The organism is Vibrio chemaguriensis (assembly GCF_012275705.1).
Lineage (GTDB): Bacteria > Pseudomonadota > Gammaproteobacteria > Enterobacterales > Vibrionaceae > Vibrio > Vibrio diabolicus.
On record NZ_SHOE01000002.1, the window covers coordinates 224,197 to 243,458 of the forward strand.

At 44.4% G+C, this 19,262-nt stretch carries 17 protein-coding genes; 10 read left to right on the forward strand and 7 right to left on the reverse strand.

What is annotated here, in order from left to right:
* Positions 1 to 136: 136 nt before the first annotated feature.
* The 7 genes from EX191_RS03285 to EX191_RS03315 form a co-directional block, all read right to left on the reverse strand.
* A complete protein-coding gene (locus EX191_RS03285; protein WP_193447123.1) occupies positions 137 to 1,558 on the reverse strand; it encodes an aspartate kinase in 1,422 nt (473 codons plus the stop codon).
* An 84-nt stretch (positions 1,559 to 1,642) separates the two neighbouring features.
* The gene (locus EX191_RS03290) at positions 1,643 to 2,029 is read right to left on the reverse strand and encodes an ectoine synthase (RefSeq protein WP_005393369.1); all 387 of its coding nucleotides are present in this window, start codon (positions 2,027 to 2,029) and stop codon (positions 1,643 to 1,645) included.
* A 15-nt stretch (positions 2,030 to 2,044) separates the two neighbouring features.
* Positions 2,045 to 3,310, reverse strand: coding sequence for a diaminobutyrate--2-oxoglutarate transaminase (gene ectB, locus EX191_RS03295; RefSeq protein ID WP_005393371.1), 1,266 nt, complete (start codon positions 3,308 to 3,310; stop codon positions 2,045 to 2,047).
* 34 nt (positions 3,311 to 3,344) lie between these two features.
* Positions 3,345 to 3,878 (reverse strand): diaminobutyrate acetyltransferase, encoded by a 534-nt coding sequence (ectA, locus tag EX191_RS03300; RefSeq protein WP_005393379.1) that lies wholly within the window; start codon positions 3,876 to 3,878, stop codon positions 3,345 to 3,347.
* 312 nt (positions 3,879 to 4,190) lie between these two features.
* Positions 4,191 to 5,852, reverse strand: coding sequence for a BCCT family transporter (locus EX191_RS03305; protein WP_005393381.1), 1,662 nt, complete (start codon positions 5,850 to 5,852; stop codon positions 4,191 to 4,193).
* Positions 5,853 to 6,043: 191 nt separating this feature from the next.
* Complete coding sequence (locus EX191_RS03310; RefSeq protein WP_005393383.1) at positions 6,044 to 6,790, reverse strand: 3'-5' exonuclease; 747 nt, start codon at positions 6,788 to 6,790, stop codon at positions 6,044 to 6,046.
* A complete protein-coding gene (locus EX191_RS03315) occupies positions 6,790 to 8,670 on the reverse strand; it encodes a DUF294 nucleotidyltransferase-like domain-containing protein (RefSeq protein ID WP_006741594.1) in 1,881 nt (626 codons plus the stop codon). Before EX191_RS03315 ends, EX191_RS03310 begins: the two co-directional genes overlap by 1 nt.
* A 438-nt stretch (positions 8,671 to 9,108) precedes the next feature.
* Between EX191_RS03315 and proV the strand changes: the two genes are divergently transcribed.
* From proV to EX191_RS03365, 10 genes are all read left to right on the forward strand, one after another.
* Entirely contained in the window at positions 9,109 to 10,296 is a 1,188-nt protein-coding gene (proV, locus tag EX191_RS03320) for a glycine betaine/L-proline ABC transporter ATP-binding protein ProV (RefSeq protein ID WP_005393388.1), read from the forward strand.
* A gap of 4 nt (positions 10,297 to 10,300) precedes the next feature.
* The gene (gene proW / locus EX191_RS03325; RefSeq protein WP_046874899.1) at positions 10,301 to 11,392 is read left to right on the forward strand and encodes a glycine betaine/L-proline ABC transporter permease ProW; all 1,092 of its coding nucleotides are present in this window, start codon (positions 10,301 to 10,303) and stop codon (positions 11,390 to 11,392) included.
* Positions 11,385 to 12,392: a glycine betaine/L-proline ABC transporter substrate-binding protein ProX gene (proX, locus tag EX191_RS03330; protein WP_005393392.1), complete on the forward strand. Its 1,008-nt coding sequence runs from the start codon at positions 11,385 to 11,387 to the stop codon at positions 12,390 to 12,392. Before proW ends, proX begins: the two co-directional genes overlap by 8 nt.
* 216 nt (positions 12,393 to 12,608) lie before the next feature.
* Positions 12,609 to 13,220, forward strand: coding sequence for a thermostable hemolysin (locus EX191_RS03335; RefSeq protein ID WP_193447124.1), 612 nt, complete (start codon positions 12,609 to 12,611; stop codon positions 13,218 to 13,220).
* Between the two features lie 80 nt (positions 13,221 to 13,300).
* Entirely contained in the window at positions 13,301 to 14,860 is a 1,560-nt protein-coding gene (locus tag EX191_RS03340; protein WP_193447125.1) for an AMP-binding protein, read from the forward strand.
* Positions 14,861 to 14,885: 25 nt separating this feature from the next.
* Positions 14,886 to 15,569, forward strand: a complete 684-nt coding sequence (locus tag EX191_RS03345) for an iron-containing redox enzyme family protein (RefSeq protein WP_193447126.1) — start codon at positions 14,886 to 14,888, stop codon at positions 15,567 to 15,569.
* Positions 15,570 to 15,577: 8 nt separating this feature from the next.
* The gene (locus EX191_RS03350) at positions 15,578 to 16,372 is read left to right on the forward strand and encodes an SDR family oxidoreductase (protein ID WP_193447128.1); all 795 of its coding nucleotides are present in this window, start codon (positions 15,578 to 15,580) and stop codon (positions 16,370 to 16,372) included.
* 14 nt (positions 16,373 to 16,386) lie between these two features.
* On the forward strand, positions 16,387 to 17,022 hold the full coding sequence (locus tag EX191_RS03355; protein WP_193447129.1) for a tetratricopeptide repeat protein: 636 nt from the start codon (positions 16,387 to 16,389) through the stop codon (positions 17,020 to 17,022).
* A gap of 3 nt (positions 17,023 to 17,025) precedes the next feature.
* Positions 17,026 to 17,682: a response regulator gene (locus EX191_RS03360; RefSeq protein ID WP_109168399.1), complete on the forward strand. Its 657-nt coding sequence runs from the start codon at positions 17,026 to 17,028 to the stop codon at positions 17,680 to 17,682.
* Positions 17,672 to 19,084, forward strand: a complete 1,413-nt coding sequence (locus EX191_RS03365; protein WP_193447131.1) for a sensor histidine kinase — start codon at positions 17,672 to 17,674, stop codon at positions 19,082 to 19,084. Before EX191_RS03360 ends, EX191_RS03365 begins: the two co-directional genes overlap by 11 nt.
* Positions 19,085 to 19,262: the final 178 nt, after the last annotated feature.

A 19,262-nucleotide genomic window follows, 5' to 3' on the forward strand; every position in this document is an offset into this window, starting at 1 on the left:
TGGCTTATCTGTATCTCTACGGACACACTTAGCTCAGTAGTTTACTCCATGCAAAACGGGCCCATATTGAGAACACAGAAAAACAAAAAAAAAGGAGAGCAAACCTGCTCTCCTTTGTATTTTAACCGTGAATAAACTAAGCTACGTTAACCGATTTAGTTAAACTATTGCTCTGAAAGAATTCATCATGTAATGCGCAAATCGCACGCTGATATTCTTTATCACCCACTACGAACTGAACGTTTACATTTCTCATTGATGAGTGAAGTGCAACTGGCGTTACGCCATTGTTCATCAAAGAAAGTACACCTTTCGCTAGTGTCTTGTTAGTGTCAATTTGAGAACCGATGGCTGAAATCAGCGCGACCATACGGCCTTTAATCGACGCATTCGGATAGCGTTTTTCAGCTTTATACAATACTTTGTTCAAGCTATCAGTACTGCCACCTAGATAGTAAGTAATAGAGTTCGCGTTCATCTCTTTACCAACTAAACTTACGCGAGCATCAGAGATAATTTCCATTAATTCGTAGCTAACGTTATCGGCTTTTCCCACCATCGCTTGGTCAAACAAATGCAGTGCGAACACCTTTTCTTTACCTGCGATAATTTCGACTTTGTCTTCTCCTGGGCGGTAGCTTGAAGAGATCAAAGTGCCTTCGTGTTCAGGTTCAAATGTATTTTTAATCTGTAGCTCAATACCACTCTCGCGTAAACCTGCGGCTGCATTTGGGTGAATCGCTTCCATGCCAAGGTTAGCAAGTTGGTCTGCTACGTCATAGTTTGTACTACCAATTGGCAAAACTTTTTCAGGACCAACAACACGCGGGTCTGCAGAGCTCAAGTGATATTCTTTGTGAATTACCGCTAAATCCGCTTTTGTTATCGCTGCAATTCGGCTAAATGTCATCTCACTATAACCTCGGTCATAAGTGTGCATTAGGCCTTCCTTACAGTAAGCATAACCTGTAACGATTGGCAGTTCTTTTGACACATCGATATCAGCAAACGCATCACTGATCGATTCATCAAGGCTTCTTGGCGCTTGATTGTCCCAACCGGACAGGTCAACGAACTTAGCGTTAATACCCATATTTTTTAGTTTCAGTGCCGTGTTGTAAGCACTGTGCGCCTCACCGATAGACGACAGAAACTCTCGAATTTGAGGCAAATACTGACGTAGCGAAAACTGACCGTACTGACAAGTTTCTAAAATATTCGCAATACAGTTTTTCGCTTCAGCAATACGTGAGCGAATGAATTTATCTGCACGGATACGATTCATTGGGTCCGCGAAAATATTTTCATTTGTGAGCAGCATACGGCTTTCTACATATGCTAGCGCTTCTTCCCATTTGTCATCACGTTTCGCGATAAGCTGATAAACACCTGGCTTACTGGTTTTTTTACATTCGAGTAGCGCGTCGGTCATACCGCCGTATGCAGAGACGACAAAGATACGATTGTATGGCGATTTAGGACGAAGAATAATGTTGTCGAGAACAGCATCAAATGCTGTCATTGATGTACCGCCGATTTTTTCTACGGTAAATGTCATGATAAGCCTTTTTTGATTGGTAACTTTAAAAGAAAAAAGAAGAGATAGTTGATCGTGGGGCGACAAGCACCCCACCTCTATCTTTTAGTCAACGAGAGGATAAACACCGTTTTCATCGTGCACTTCAGCGCCGGTAATTGGTGGGTTGAATACGCACGCCATTACCATTTCTTTATTCTTATAAGCTCTCAAGTAGTGCTCATCGTGTTTATCAAGGATGTATAACGTACCCGGTTTAATCGGGTAAGTTTCTCCACCAACGACTTCAATTTCACCTTCACCGCTCATACAAAAAACCGATTCTAGGTGATTTTGATAGTGAATGTGTGTTTCAGTACCTTCATAAATCGTAGTAATGTGGAAAGAAAAACCCATGTTGTCATCTTTCAACAACATACGGACACTTTCCCAGTTATCTGAAACCACACGTCGCTCACTGTTGCGACACTCATCGAGTGTTCTGACGATCATAATTAATAATCCTTATTAAGATGCTTGTTTGAAATGTTTCGCAGCAATGGTTTCCACTGCACTTTCAAAGATGCTTAGTCCTTGGTCTAATTCTGACTCGCTAATCGTAAGTGGGCAGAAGAACTTAACGACTTCGTCGTCAGGGCCAGCTGTCTCAATTACCATTCCGTTTTCGAAACAGTTTTTCGCGATTTCAGATGCCATATCACCGTTGATACACTCAATACCAACCATCATGCCGCGACCTTTTTTCTGTACAAACATTTGTGGGAAGCGACGAACGCAGCGATCAATAACAGCACTTACTTTGTCTGAACACTGCTTGATGTGTGTTTCAAAATCATCATTTGCCCAATAAATTTCTAATGCTTTCGCCGCGGTAATAAATGCATGGTTGTTGCCACGGAACGTGCCGTTATGCTCACCTGGCTTCCACTGGTCTAGCTCTGGTTTGAGTAGAACGACGGCCATTGGTAAACCGTAACCACCGATCGATTTCGATAGCGTCACGATATCTGGTTGAATACCTGACGGCTCAAAGCTAAAGAAAGTACCTGTACGTCCGCAGCCAGCCTGAATGTCATCGACAATCACAAGAATGTCGTTGGCTTTACAGATTTTGCTCAAACGTTGTAACCACTCGTTTGAAGCAGCATTTAAACCACCCTCGCCCTGCACAGTTTCAAGAAGTACAGCGGCTGGTTTATCCATACCTGCAGAGTTGTCGTTTAGCATGGTTTCGAACAATGCTAGACCATCAACGCCAGCGTAACCTTCAAATGGAATACGAGTGACGTTACTTAAGCTAGAACCGTTACCTTGTCTGTGATGCTGGTTACCCGTTGCAGCTAGAGCGCCAGCTGTACAACCGTGGAAACCGTTGGTAAATGCAACGACGCTGTCGCGACCTTTTACTTTTTTCGCTAACTTAAGTGCTGCCTCAACGGCGTTAGTACCAGTTGGGCCAGTAAACTGAACTTTGTAGTCCAAGTTTCTTGGTTTAAGGATGTAAGTATCCAACGCTTCAAGAAACGATGCTTTCGCTTCTGAGTGCATATCCAAACCGTGAGTAATACCGTCCATCTCAATGTACTCAAGCAGTGCTTGCTTAAGTACTGGGTTGTTATGGCCGTAATTTAGAGATCCCGCTCCAGCAAGGAAGTCTAAGTATCGTTCACCTTGTTCTGTTTCCAGCCAGCAGCCTTTCGCTTTACGAAAAACGACTGGGAAATTGTTTGAATATGAGCGTACGTTGGATTCCTGCTTTTTGAAAATATCCATGATGAGACCGTTTTTAATTCCTATTGTTTGAGGATTATTTGAGAGGAATGCGATACAAATATTCTGTATCGTGTTTGCCTTTAAAGTGGGCTTCTTCATCCAAAAATGTGCTTACTTGGCCAGAGTTGCCGTTCATCGCATCTAACTTTTTGAACAATGCCCAAGAGGCTTTATTATCTTCCGTGATGGTAGTTTCTACCGATTTAACACCGCCCAATTCCTCTCGGGTGAGAAGTTCTTTCAACATACGGAATGCTAAACCGTGACCTCTAAAGCGAGGTGAGACTGCAACTTGCCAGACAAATAAAACGTCTTGCTCGTCTGGTTTCTGATAACCGGAAATGAAACCTGCGATTTCGCCTTTTTGCTCAACCAAAATACTGGTTTTGCTGAAATGCGTAGACTGTAGGAAATTGCAATAAGATGAGTTCATGTCCAATGGAGGACAGTCTGCAATTAAGCTGTAAATGTCGTCACCATCAGAGATTTTAGGCTCACGAAAAATCCATTTTTTACTTGAGTCTTCTCCAATCTCTGGATAAAGAACCCAAGGTGCTGATGTGATCATGTGGAAATACATATCCTTTGAGGTCTAATTAAATTTCCTTTTTATTATGGGCATTCCTCGCGACTAAAAATCAAATAATCCGCCTTTTTATCGATATTTTTGTGATGGAGATCACAAAAATATGCCATTTAACCAAATCTTAAAATAGTTCGAGGTCTAATTTATTAAAAAATCACTTAAAGAATAAGTATAAAAAACGAACAGAAAAAACAGTCCTCCATGGTCTTCATTTCTCAGCAAAAATTCAAAAATAAAATAAAGCGGCATGCTTTCGCATGCCGCTTTATTCAAATATTTAACTGCTGATGTTGGTTATTTCGATTTCTTCTTAGAAACCGCTTTTGGACGAGGTTCATCCATCAGGCCTTTTACTAGGGAAACCGTTGCAACAAGCAGAACAATCGTAAATGGTAGGCCTGTGGTCACGGCCATTGCTTGAGCTGCCGCTAGGCCACCACCAAGCATCAATGCAATCGCAACTAAGCCTTCAAACGTACACCAGAACACGCGTTGAGGCGTTGGCGCATCGACCTTACCGCCCGCAGCAATAGTATCAATAACCAGTGAACCAGAGTCTGAAGAGGTAATGAAGAATACCACCACCAAAATAATACCGACGAAAGATGTAATTTCAGCTAAAGGCATCACATCTAACATGGCAAATAGTTTTAACGGTAATTCCGCGTTGAACACGGCTTCATAACCATCGCTCACGTATTGGCTTATAGCGTTACCACCAAAAGCGGTCATCCATAACACACAAACAGAAGAAGGGATAAGGATAACGCAAATAATGAACTCACGAACTGAACGACCACGAGATACACGCGCAATGAACATACCGACAAATGGTGACCAAGAAATCCACCAAGCCCAGTAGAATGCTGTCCAACCTTGAGAATAGTTTACGTCTTCTCGTCCAAATGGCATTGATAGGGCAGGAATATTAGCCACATATGACACTATATTTTCGAAGAAGCCCGTTAAAATCGCGATCGTCGGGCCGACAACAATAACGAAAAGCAGTAAAAGCGCAGCGAGACCCATGTTGATCTCAGATAAGATTTTCACGCCTTTGTCTAGTCCCGCAACAACTGAGATTAAAGCGAGTGCGGTGATGCCAATAATCAATAGTACCTGCGTAGTATTCGTCATTGGGACATCAAATAGGAAGTTCAAACCCGTTGCGGCTTGAGACGCACCGTAACCTAGAGACGTTGCCAGGCCAAAAACTGTCGCGACAACGGCAAGAATGTCGATAATGTGACCAGTCCAACCCCATACACGCTCACCAAACAGTGGGTAAAAAATGGATCGCATGGTAAGTGGTAAGCCTTTGTTAAACGAGAAAATCGCCAAACCAAGAGCTAATAGCGCATAGATTGACCACGGATGAAGCGCCCAGTGGTAAATCGTCGCCGCCATGCCTAGTGCAGATGCAGCACTTGCATCGCCTTCTGCACCACCTAGAGGGGCCCAGTCAGTACGAACACCGTTCTCAACGTTCACGCCACCAATAGCAGAACTAAAATGAGACATAGGTTCTGATACACCAAAGAACACCAGACCGATACCCATACCTGCTGCAAAGAGCATTGCCAGCCAACCCGCATAGGAATAATCTGGCGTCGCTTCTGTACCGCCGATTCGTACCCGACCTAGCGGTGTAAAAATCAACCCAACACAGACAATGACAAAAATATTACCAGATGCGAGAAAGAACCAATCCAAATGGTGTAACAAACCCGCTCTTAGATCTGCGAAAAACGGCTCTACCTGTTCTCGAAATAATAGTGTTACTACAACAAATAGGATGATTGCTAAACCAGAAATTGCAAAAACACGGTTATGAATATCAAGGCCAAACGGGCCTACTTTTAACGCGACGTTATCCTGACCAATTTGATAGTCAGTGTCTATCGCGTTTACCTTTCCATCGGGGCGTTGAATGCCACCGTTATTATCGGTGCTCACGGATAATCTCCTTAAAAATACGTGACCAAATTTAAATTACTTTCGTCGGAGTTTGAGTGATGAAGCCTCTCATCACTACCAAGCACATGTTCAAAAAACATAGTTCTTATAAGCGGTTACTCAGTCCGCCATCATAATCGCAAAGCCCCCTACCTTTCATTGCATTTTATTGTCTTCATCATAAACAACGCTTATTGCCAAATCGAAGAGATTGGCATGCTTCGATTAAAATGATATTGCAACTGTGCTTGAAACAGTTCAGCAGTTGCCAGCGCATCGGTCAAAGCATGATGAGGTTGATAAGCAGGAAGGCGATACCTTTCACGAGCATGCCCCAGCCTGACAGAGCCTGGCTTCTTACCTTTTAACTTATTGAATAGGCCACTGCATTCACGGCGCTGTATCGCGTGTTCAATGTCTAGCGTATCGACAACGGGAAACTGTATCCCCTCCCCAATGCTATTTAGCAACGCGTTATTAAAAAACTGCCTTTCGATATTTTTATAATGAACAAGCACAACTTTGCCTGACAGCGCATCCAATATTTCCCCTAAAATGTGGGTTAGTTGGGGCGCGTTTTTGACTTCAGAATCAGTGATGCCATGAATCACAACTGACTCTTCGTTTAACTCACGATTAGGGTTAACAACCCAATGCGCAGAGCCACTACATTGAACACGATCAATGGTAAACGGCACAAGTCCAATCGTGAGAATTGCATCCTCTTCCGCATTCAAACCTGTCGTTTCAAAATCTACCGAGACAAATGGCACTTCCTCAATTGGTGTTTCCCCATTAACCATCGGTGTCGAGTAATAACGTTTGAGCCTCTCGTCTCTTGCTTCTTTCGCGAGCTGTTTGAATAACGTTGACCACTCTGGCGTCCGAGACGTATCCAACAACGGCTGATCTTTTGCTGCATTTTTTGAGAACCACATTATTTGCTACTTCTCTGGTATCGGAACTTGATGAAGTTCTGTGCATTACTAAGGATTTGGAAAGCAGCTTTTAAGTTTCGGCGCTCAAACTCTGACATGTTCTCTGGCTCAATGTTGTTATCTGGTTCATCTCCATTTTCGATATCGAGTGCTTGATGACGAATTCGAACCATGTAGATCAATTCCATTGCATCCCTCAAGTCCATTCCTCGACCTTTAGGTAAAATGCCCGCATCATTGATATCGTCTAAACGGTCAAACGAGTTTTGCGAACGGGAACCAATTGCCAATGAATGTACTCGAATCAAATCTGCCAATGGCGCAGTACCTCTTCTTTTCAAATTAATAGAATTGCGGTGACGACCATCTTTTTCCATAACAAAATCTTTGAAGAAGCCCAATGGCGGTGTACGACGTATCGCGTTGTAAGCCATACATGCAAGGAAGCGGTTGTTTCTTTTCGCGCGCCTAACAATAAAGCTGCTTAATTGTTCCGCCCACTTCACTCGCCCATGAACACCTAATAAATCAAAAAAGATATTACTGTTTAACAACCTTTCAGGAGTTGGGTTATCTATCCAGTTGCCAAAGCACTCCTCCCACTCCGCTCGGGTTTTTCGCCACTCTGGATTGGTTGCCATAATGTCGCCAGTACAGTAAGCATAGCCGCATGCTGCTAAACCATCACAAACAAATTTGGCAAACTTTTCAAAGTACTCCCCGTGCATCTCAACATCATAACTGTTGTCGAGAATAAGGGCGTTGTCTTGGTCCGTTACAATTAACTGCTCATCCCTGGCCATCGATCCCATAGCGACCAAACAATACGGAATTGGCGCAGGGCCAAGCTCTTGCTCTGCTAATTCAGCCAAACGCTGTTTAAAGCTACTACCAATTACCGACATGGCTCGACCAATCATATGAGCGTTGGCATCTTCATTCACCATTCGTACAAAGCAGTCTTTCACTTGTTCAGAAACTTGCTTGAGATCTTCAACGCTGGTTTGTTGGAAGATGGAGCTAACGAGTAACAAACTGTTTTGAGATTCATAACGGACAATATCCGTCATGCCAATAATTCCTATCGGCTTTTTATCTTTTAAAATAGGGAGATGGTGCACGTTGTAGCGCAACATGGTTAACATGGCTTCAAAGACATAAGCGTTGTAATCCAGAGACACCACGTCATAACTCATGACCTCACTCACTGGGATATTGGTATCAATGCCCTGAGCTAATACGCGAATACATAGATCGCGATCAGTCAATATTCCAAGTAGTTGTTCATCATCTTCTTCTGTGAGTTCTTCTGCTGGGCGAACAATAAGCAAAGAGGTGACATTTTCCTCCGCCATCAGTATCGCGGCTTCTTGAATCGATGCCGTCGCCTCCAACGTTACCGGATCTCTCGCTAAGATCTTACGTGCCTTGGCAGTGGTAAAGTCATTACTTTCTGAGCGGCTGGATATTGCGCTTCGCAAACGCGCGCTGTCTTCCAGTTCCATGTAGTCAGCAAAGTTTTCAAACTCATCACAAAGCTCGTTGAAAATATCCTCCGGAATACAGTAAACCAAGGTGTCTTCTATCGCTTTGGCAGGCATACGCACACGGTTGTTCATTAATAACCCCATCTGTCCAAACAGTCCACCAGCGTCAATCCTGTTATAGAGTTCGCCTTTACGTCGGTAGATCTCCACAGCGCCGCTTCTCACCATATATAAGTCGCGGATCGTGTCTCCAAAATTGAGTATCTCTGTGCCTTGCCGAAAGTATGCAACCTCGGCATTTAGAGCGATCTTTTTTAACTGCTCTTCGGGTAGATCATCGAAAGGTGGGTACTGGCTAATGAAGTTGAGCACTTCTAACTGTTCGGCTTCCATCTTTTATTCCATACGTTGCCTAAACTACAGCGATAAATATCACCAAGATTGAAATCAATCAATGAATAAATCTAAGAATAACAACACCTAACCTAGTTCGCAGAATAAAACTCCAACCAAAAATTAGAGCTCTAATGTTTTTAAATATAGACCTCTAATCTATTTCTCCTTATAGCTATGCATGTGGGCTGAGTTGAAATGTACTAAAAACTTCAAAATAAATTCAAACCAATGTCATGGAAAAGTTACGCAAAGACAAGACCAACCGTAAGTATCTATTTTAATTAATGAAAACACCATTTAGCCACACCTACTTAATTGTTCATTGTATGCACATAAAACCCAGTTAACCGAACCCCATTCGTTGAAAATTGAACTAAAATTAATTAGAGTACAAATCGTTAAACAGTTATAAACACACAAAAAAGGACAGATAACATGGATCCCATACTGGAAGTTAAGGGACTGTATAAAGTGTTTGGAGAAGACCCAGAAAGAGCCTTCTCGCTTATCGAAAAAGGTATCGATAAGGACGGTATTTTTGAACAGACAGGTTTAACAGTCGGCGTAAACGATGTATCTCTCACCATTAACGAAGGTGAAATTTTCGTAATCATGGGGCTTTCTGGTTCGGGAAAATCTACTCTCGTTCGACTCCTAAACCGACTCATTGAGCCAACGAAAGGCAGTGTTTATCTCAAAGGGAAAGATATTGCCCATATCTCTGAAGACGAACTTCGAGAAGTTCGTCGCAACAATATCTCAATGGTGTTTCAAAGTTTCGCACTTATGCCTCACATGACGGTGATCGAAAACGCTGCATTCGGTTTAGAACTTGCTGGCATTGATGTTAATGAACGTCAGAAAAGTGCCCTTTCCGCCTTGGAAAGAGTTGGCTTAGACCCTTATGCAGAATCTTTCCCTGACGAGTTATCCGGTGGTATGAAACAGCGTGTGGGTTTAGCAAGGGCATTGGCTTGTGACCCAGACATTCTATTAATGGACGAGGCGTTTTCCGCTTTAGACCCATTAATCCGTTCTGAGATGCAGGATGAGCTTATTCGTCTACAAAACGATGACAAACGCACAATTGTCTTCATCTCTCATGATTTGGATGAAGCAATGCGTATTGGTGATCGTATCGCCATCATGCAAAACGGTGAGGTTGTTCAGGTTGGCACGCCTGATGAAATATTGCACAGCCCAGCAAATGATTATGTCGAAGCGTTTTTCCGCGGCGTAAACATCGCAAGTGTCTTGACAGCAAAAGATATCGCTCGCAAGAAACCAGCCGCCGTCTTTAAGAAATCGGAAAATGATGGCCCGGGCTCTGCGATGCAGATTCTAATGGATCATGACCGTGATTACGGCATTGTCGTCGATAAATCTAGCCGATACTCCGGCATCGTGTCTCTTGACTCACTACGTTTGGCTCACAAAGAAAACCGCTCTCTAGCCAGTGCTCAATTGACGGATGAAGTCACTCTTCAGCCAGAGCAGTCAATCAATGACATTTTGGGGCTAGTTGCAGGCGTTCCTTATGCCGTACCTGTCGTTGATGAGCAAGGTACTTACTTTGGTGTCGTGACTAAATCACGTCTTCTACAAACACTAGATAAGGATTAACACGATGTCTTCAGAGCAAACTAACAATGATCCCTGGTCGAATACCGCTCCTGCACAAGATGATCCTTGGTCACAAGGTGCAGGTGCTGACGCTGCCCCAAGTAATGACTGGTTAAGCTCAGAAACTGTAGAGCAAGCGCCATTCGACATTATGAACCCATTCCAAGATGCGGTTCTACCACTTGATAGCTGGGTAGAATCGGGATTGAACTGGTTGGTGGAACATGGTCGCCCTGTTTTCCAAGCAATTCGAGTTCCAATCGACTTTATTCTTACCTCGTTTGAAACTGCTTTGGTGTCCACACCTGCGCCTATCATGGTGCTCATTTTATTTTTGCTGGCGTGGCAGTTTTCCAATGTAAAACTCGGTTTTTCAACACTTGTATCCCTTGTTTTTATCGGCCTAATTGGTGCGTGGTCACAGGCGATGACAACGCTCGCACTGGTTTTAACCGCCGTCTTCTTCTGTTTGCTTATCGGGCTACCGATGGGGATATGGTTGGCGAGAAGCCAAACCGCAGCCAAATTTGTTAGACCAATACTCGATGCAATGCAAACGACCCCCGCGTTCGTTTATCTAGTGCCAATCGTTATGCTATTCGGTATTGGTAACGTTCCTGGCGTTGTAGTAACCATCATTTTCGCACTGCCTCCCGTTGTGCGCCTGACTATTTTAGGGATTCAGCAAGTACCTGAAGAGCTGATCGAAGCGGGCCACTCTTTCGGGGCAAACAAAAAACAGATGCTTTACCGCATCCAATTGCCATTGGCGTTACCAACGATTATGGCAGGGGTAAACCAAACCTTGATGCTTTCACTTTCTATGGTCGTGATCGCTTCAATGATTGCGGTTGGCGGCTTGGGCCAAATGGTACTTCGTGGTATCGGCCGACTTGATATGGGTCTTGCTGCCGTCGGTGGCTTAGGCATCGTAATTCTTGCCATTTTATTAGACCGTATTACCCAAGTATTAGGGGTTAATGCGGGTAACACCAAGCTTCGCTGGTATCACACAGGTCCTGTTTCATACCTATTAAAACTGAAAACAAAGACGAACCAAGACGATCTAAAACTTAGGAGAAACATCAATGAATAATTCATGGAAGAAAGCGCTCTCTGTTGGAGCTCTAAGTACTATCGCATTTTCAACTTATGGTGTGGCAAGCGAACTACCGGGTGAAGGTGTGACTGTTCAGCCAGTTCAATCAACCGTTGCAGAGGAAACGTTTCAAACATTGATCGTAAACCGTGCACTTGAAGAGCTTGGTTACGATGTAAAACCGACTAAAGAAGTCGATTACAACGTAGGCTATACCTCTATTGCTAAAGGCGACGCCACTTTCTTAGCTGTAGGTTGGTTCCCTCTTCACGCCGATAAGTACACGATGTCTGGCGGTGATGATAAGTTTTTCCGCAAAGGTCAATATGTAAGTGGTGCTGCTCAAGGTTACTTGATCGATAAAAAAACCGCTGAAAAATATGGCATCACAAATATTGGTCAATTAAAAGATCCAAAACTGGCCAAGCTTTTCGATGCCAACGGTGACGGTAAAGCGGACTTAACAGGTTGTAACCCAGGTTGGGGTTGTGAAATGGTCGTTGAGCATCAGTTGGATGCGTTCAAGCTTCGTGACACAGTAACGCACAACCAAGGTAACTACGCTGCGATTATCGCTGACACGATTTCTCGTTACAAAAAAGGCGATCCGATTCTTTACTACACTTGGACACCTTACTGGGTAAGTGGCGTCTTAGTTCCGGGTAAAGATGTTGTTTGGTTAGAAGTGCCATTCTCTTCACTTCCTGGTGAGCGTAAGGACATCGACACAACACTAGAGAACGGTAAGAACTACGGCTTTGAGATGAACTCTATGCGCATCGTTGCGAACAAAGAGTTTACTGAAAAGAACCCAGCAGCAGCGAAGCTGTTTGAAATCATCAAGCTAAACATCAATGATGTTAGTGCGCAGAATATGATGATGAGCCAAGGTAAGAACAGCTCAGCAGACATCGAGTCTCATGTAAATGGCTGGATCAAAGCGAACCAGAAAAAGTTCGACGCATGGGTAGACGAAGCTAAAAAAGCAGCCATGTAATCGGCACAACCATTAAAATACGTGACACCTAACTTTAGAGCCAACCGATCACATCGGTTGGCTCTAATTTTATTCACCGTAGTAAAAAGGGTTACAACAATATTGAGCCCTGCTCCTAAGTATTTTCTTAAAGTTTCTACTTAATTTCATTCCTTAAGAGTTTCTTAAGTTTCGCGTTTTATTTTGTTGATAACCAATCAAACAAAGGAAGCGCTCATGAAACACCATGCACAAATTTCTGTAGATGGCTTTACTTTAGACATCGTCTATCCAATGCATCCGCTTTGGAGCCAAGTTATCGAGCATGTTTCTCAGCGTTATCAAGAAGCATTCTTTGCCGAGCTCAAACAGTTTATGCCGGCGTATTTAACCCTCATTGACGGCGGTCAAATTATTTCCGTATGCGGCTTTCGCATCGCCGAAGATGAACCTTTGTTCCTTGAACAGTATTTAGAAGACGACGCCCAAAAGCTGGTTTCTAACGTATTTAACTGCGACGTAAAACGTTCGAACTTAGTGGAGTTTGGTCACTTGGCATCTTTCGCTAAGGGCATGTCATCTCTGCACTTCTACCTGATCGCAGAAATGCTGGTCAATCTCGGTTTTGAATGGTGCATCTTCACCGCAACAGACCCTCTTCACGCCATGATGGCGCGCCTAGGATTGGAGCCTCATATCATCGCGCAGGCCGATCAAAATAAAGTCCCCGATGCCAAGTCCACTTGGGGGGCGTACTACGAGCATCAACCGCGTGTGTTAGCTGGCAATTTGCAAAAAGGACTCGAACGCCTTCGATTAGTCCAAGAAAAAAAACGTGAACAAGCCTAGATAGAAAAGTAAACGTCGTTAAAACCGCAAACACAACCAGAACAACTTGGTTAAACACCACGCCAGAATATAGGTGACGTATGAATATTCTCCTCGATGCCATTACAAAATGGGCAAAAACGACACCAGGCCGAGTAGCACTTGTCGGCTACGAAGCAAATCAAACCGTTGAACTGACTTACTCTGAATTGTTAAACAAGATCGAACTCGTTGCCGCCGAACTTATTGCACAGAACATCAAAGCACTCGCGCTACGCGCAGAAAACAGCATCAATTGGGCCATTGTTGATTTGGCGGCGATGGCGGCAGACATAGTCGTCGTACCTATTCCGACTTTTTTCTCTGATGCACAGGTTGAACATACGTTAGAGCAATCACGCGTCGATGCTTTAGTCGGCGATTGGCAAGCATGGTTGGCTTCTAACCCTAAGCAAAGCTTTAATCAGCAAGACCATCCGTTTTCCATTACCAATTTGCCTTTGCTGCGTCGTAACCAGTTGGGAGATGAAGATACACAGGCAGCTTATCTACCAGAAACCGGAAAAATCACATTTACGTCTGGCTCGACTGGTCAGCCTAAAGGCGTGTGTTTAAGCAATGATCATTTGTGTTTGGTGGCGAAATCGCTCGCCGATGCAGTAAACGGCACGGCACACTCGCACTTAGTGCTGCTTCCGTTATCGACACTTCTCGAGAACATAACCGGCGTTTATGTTCCACTCATGTTGGGCGTGACGTCATATATTTTACCCGGAGAGCAAACCGGCTTACTCGGTTCAAGCCAATTCGAACCGCGTCTGTTTGCACAAGCATTAGCGACCATCAAACCAGAAAGCTTAGTGCTAACACCGGCTTTATTGCTTGCGCTCATTCAGATCGCGAAACAGCAGCCCTCTCTTGTGGATTCTCTAAAATTTGTCGCCGTTGGCGGCGCAAGAGTGTCGTCTCAACTGATTAACGCCGCGCATGCACTGAACATCCCTGCGTTTGAAGGTTATGGCTTGTCTGAATGTGGCTCTGTTGTTTGTTTGAATACACCAGCCGCATTTAAAGCAGGAACGTGTGGCAAACCGCTTCCCCACGCTCAGATTCGTATCGCGGAAGATGGTGAACTGCTCGTCAAAGGCAACGTTGCTCTTGGTTATTTGAATGAACCGTTTACTCAAGAATGGTTAGCGACTGGCGACTTAGCCCAAATTGACGCACAAGGCTTTGTCTCTCTCTCGGGACGTAAGAAGAACCTTATCGTCACCGCGTATGGCAGAAATGTCTTACCGGAATGGATTGAATCAGAAGCGTTGGCGTTTTTGCCGATGACGCCACTGATCGTTACGGGCGATAGCCAACAAACATTATGCGCTGTCATTGCCAATAGCGAAGACGTCGAAGCAAAGGTTCATACATTAAACCAAACCCTACCCGATTACGCTCAAATCCGAACCTTGTTGCTACTTGACAACCCACGAGCCATCTCTGGTTGGTACACGGATAACGGCAAGCTCAAACGAAATCAAATCGAACATGATGTGGCTCAGTCATTAGCGAGCACAACGCCTGAATTAACGCTGCAAGCGCAAAAGCTCCAACGCATCGATTTGCCCTTCCAGCAACACATTACGTCTTTCCAAACTGCATCTTAGTTAACGGCTTCTTAAGGAGAAGGTTATGACTTTATTTTTCGAACAACTCAAACAAAGCACTGCCGCAGCTCAACAAGCAATGTTAACTGCGCCAGTCATCGCAGACGTTCAACAAGGCAACATTTCCAAAGATATGTATATCGCCTTTCTAACCCAAGCTTACCATCACGTTAAGCACACTGTTCCCTTGCTGATGGCGTGTGGAGGCCGACTACCTGGCGAATACGAATGGGTACGAGATGCCATTGCCGAGTACATCGAGGAAGAGAGAGGCCATCAAGAATGGATTTTAAATGACATCAAAGCGTGCGGCGGCGATGCCGAAGCAGTGCGCAACAACAAAGATGTAGGTCAAGTAGGAGCACCGATTGAACTGATGGTTTCCTACCTTTACCACAACATTGACCGCCACAACCCACTCGCGCTGTTTGGCATGGTGTGGGTATTAGAAGGCACCAGCGTCGGCATTGGTGGCCAAATGGCTGAAAAAATCCAGTCAACGCTAAGCCTACCGCCTTCGGCAATGACTTACCTAGTTTCACACAGCGTGTTAGACCAAGATCATCTGCAATTTTTTGAATCACTGATGAACAAAATCACCAAAGTGGAAGATCAACAAGTCATCATCGACTCCGCAAAAATGGTGTTCGCATTGTACGGACAAATGCTGCGTTCTTTGCCTTCTTTCTCAACCCAACAAGCGGCGTGAGGTGAAGCATGATCATTAACAACAGCACCATTCTCCTGACAGGCGCAACGGGCGGAATTGGGCAAGCCATCGCGCAAGAGTTAGCAAAACGCGGTGCCAGCCTCATTCTTGTTGGGCGAAACGAAGATAGCTTGCAAACACTACAGCGTGAACTGTCGAATCCAGAGCGCCATAACCTAGTCGTTGCAGACATCACCTCATCAGAAGGACTAACTGCGATTAAAGATCGAGCTCGCCAACATCAAAAAGTGGACGCACTAATTAACAATGCGGGCAGCAACGATTTCTCGTTGTTAAGCCACAAGCGACCAACGCAGATTGCAGACGAAATCCAACTCAATCTCGTTGCGCCGATGCTGCTGTGCCAATCGGCGTTGACGTGGTTAAAACAGCCTGGGGTAATTCTCAATATTGGTTCCACATTCGGCTCAATTGGCTACCCTGGCTATACCTCCTATTGCGCGGCAAAAGCGGGATTGCACCGTTTTACCGAATCGCTCGACAGAGAACTGTTCGCAACCGGAATCCGTGCGCTGTATTTGGCACCAAGAGCGACAGAAACCTCACTCAATAGCGATGCCGTCAATGAGATGAATCGACAACTGGGTAACAAAACGGACTCGCCGCAAGTTGTTGCCAATCACGTTGTCACCATGTTGGAAAAAGAAATTTCCGCGAAATGGATTGGTTGGCCAGAAAAGCTTTTTGCACGCATCAATCAACTGCTTCCAAGCGTGGTTTCTTCTGCGATTCGTAAGCAACAAGAAACCATTCACCAATACGTAAACCGGGTCAGTCATTGAAGAGGACATGGACGATGAATACCAAACAACTACTTTGCGCTTTGACGGTTTGTTCAACGTTAGCTTCGACCGCTGCGTTGGCAGGTAATGCTCCACTGCAACAGGTTCAAAAGAAATGGGCGGAATGTCAGTACAGCACGCCCGATGGTGACGAAAAGGAACAATGCTTCCATCGCGCGATTGCCAAAACCAGTATTTATCTCGACAGAGAACCGGGCAATCCCGAACTCACTGTTTGGCTGGCAATCAATAAAGCATCGCTGGCTGGTGCTCAAGGTGGCTTGGGTGCACTATCACTCGCCAAAGAAGCCAAATCTTTACTCGAAGGGGTAATCGCAACTTCACCGCAAGCGCTTGATGGATCTGCATACACCAGTTTAGGTTCTCTGTATTACAAAGTTCCGGGGTGGCCAATTGGCTTTGGTGATGACGGTAAAGCCGAAGAAATGTTGAAAAAAGCGTTAGAGATCAATCCAAAAGGCATCGATCCGAACTATTTTTATGGAGACTTCCTTGCAGAAGAAGGTCGAGACAAGGAAGCGAAAGTGTATTTGACTCGCGCAATGCAGGCGTCACCTCGCCCTGACCGACCTTTGGCTGATAAAGGTCGAAAACTGGAAATTGAAGCGACTCTTGGGAGATTGAAATAAACCATGCGCTTATTACTCGTAGAAGATGACAAACTACTCGGTCAATCCATGGTGACTTCATTAAGTCGCCATGGGTACACCGTGGATTGGGTGGAAAAAGGCTCTGGCGTGACTAGCGCACTCAAAACAGAAGCGTTCACTGCAGTAATTTTGGATCTCACTCTCCCCGATATCGATGGATTGGAAGTTCTGCGTAATATTCGCAAAGGCGGATTTAAGCTCCCAGTGATGATACTTACCGCACGAGACGACATTCGCGATCGCGTTCAAGGCCTCGACGGCGGCGCAGATGACTACCTCGGAAAACCGTTTGCACTCGAAGAGTTGCTCGCTCGCTTGCGTGTGTTGATTCGCCGTCAATCCGGTAGTGCAGAAGAAATCATTCAAGTTGGACAGTTATCTTTATCCTTATCGGAACAAAGCATTCGCTACGATGACGAGCCGCTTAAACTCACACGCAATGAATTTAAAATCCTCACCAGTTTGATGACGAACGCCGGACGCGTGCAAAGTAAGGAGCAATTGCAACAATCACTGCACGGCTGGGATGAAGGTTCAAGCGACAACGCTATCGAAGTTCATATTCACAATTTGCGTAAAAAAGCGCCCAAAGTGGTCATTAAAAATATTCGCGGTGTGGGGTACATTCTTGAAAGATAAGAAATCGTACTCGATCAAACGTCAGTTAACTCTATCAGTAGGCGTGTTGGTAAGTGTTCTCTTACTCATCTCACTTTATTTCAGTTTCCAATCTGCGAAGCACGAGGTCGAAGAAGTTTATGACGCTAGGCTTGGACAATCCGCAAAATTAATGTTGCTGACGCTCTCAATTTCAACGGAAGAGAGGACTCTCGCTAACCATCGAGAATTATTTAATGAGTGGATGGAAAACATTGAGTCAATGTCAAAGTCTGACGATGACAATGTGACAACGTTCGGCCACCCTTATGAACAAAACTTGGTTTTTCAATTCTATCGAGACAACACACTGCTCTGGAGCTCTGATCAAACCTTGCACGCACTCTCTACGTCCTTTGATAATAACGGCTACGCTGATATCGTAAAAGACGGTACACAATGGCGTACATTTCAGATTTCACTGCCACAAACAAAACATGATAATGAATACGTCGTGGTTGCAGAAAAATACAAGATACGTAAAGAGATCATCCACGAAATAGCCCTATCCACATCAATAGAACAATTGCTGATACTACCAACTTTGTTGCTTTTGCTGTTTTGGTTGATCGATAAACATTTCCGACCGATTAACGACCTGCGCACCGCCATCACACAAAGAAACGTACACCGATTAGATCGCATTCATGTAAAAGACAACACCGTTGAACTCGCACCACTTGTCGATTCGCTCAACTCTCTCCTCTCTGAACTAGAGTTAGCCTGGCAAAGAGAGAAACGCTTTACACGTGCTGCAGCGCATGAACTAAAAACCCCACTAACAATCCTTCGTCTTAACGTAGAAAATGCACTTGAAAGTAATGATCCGGAGCAACTGAGAGGAGATTTACACAACATTCTGCAAGGCATTGAACGCACTGACCGCCTTATCCATCAGCTACTGACTTTAGCTAAAGTAGATAGCTTATCAGAACGTGTATTCGACACCGTTGAGCTAACCCCTTTGTTGCAAACCGTTGTTGCTGATTTGGCACCGTTAGCATTGAAGCAGAAGCAAGACATCAGTTTATCATCTTCCAACATCGCTATATCCGGTGATCGAATGTTGTTAGAGGTGTTATTTCGTAACCTCGTCGATAATGCGATTCGTTACTCCGGCGAGCACAGTGACATACAAGTCAGCCTCACTGAGAACAATAATACAATCAAAGTCTTAATTTCCGATACTGGTCCAGAAATCCCGAAAGAAACTCGTGAAAGAATCTTCGAACAGTTTTATCGGGGTCATTCCGAACATGGCGACGGTGCGGGTTTAGGGATGTCAATTTGCAAAGACATTACAGCACTACACCGTGCAACACTTGAGCTCATTCCCAGAGAAAATAGTAGGAATACGTTTGTCGTCACTTTCCCAAAGTGCTAACAAAAGCGATACAGACCATAACCTGTTTAATTTATGTTCCAGCCGAACATGAGCTTCATTCCACACTTACATAGACATACCAACACTTACACTACTCGACCATAAACCCACATTATAATTCACGTTTATTTCACGCTTGCTTTGTTAAAAACAACACAACATAACAATTAAACTATTC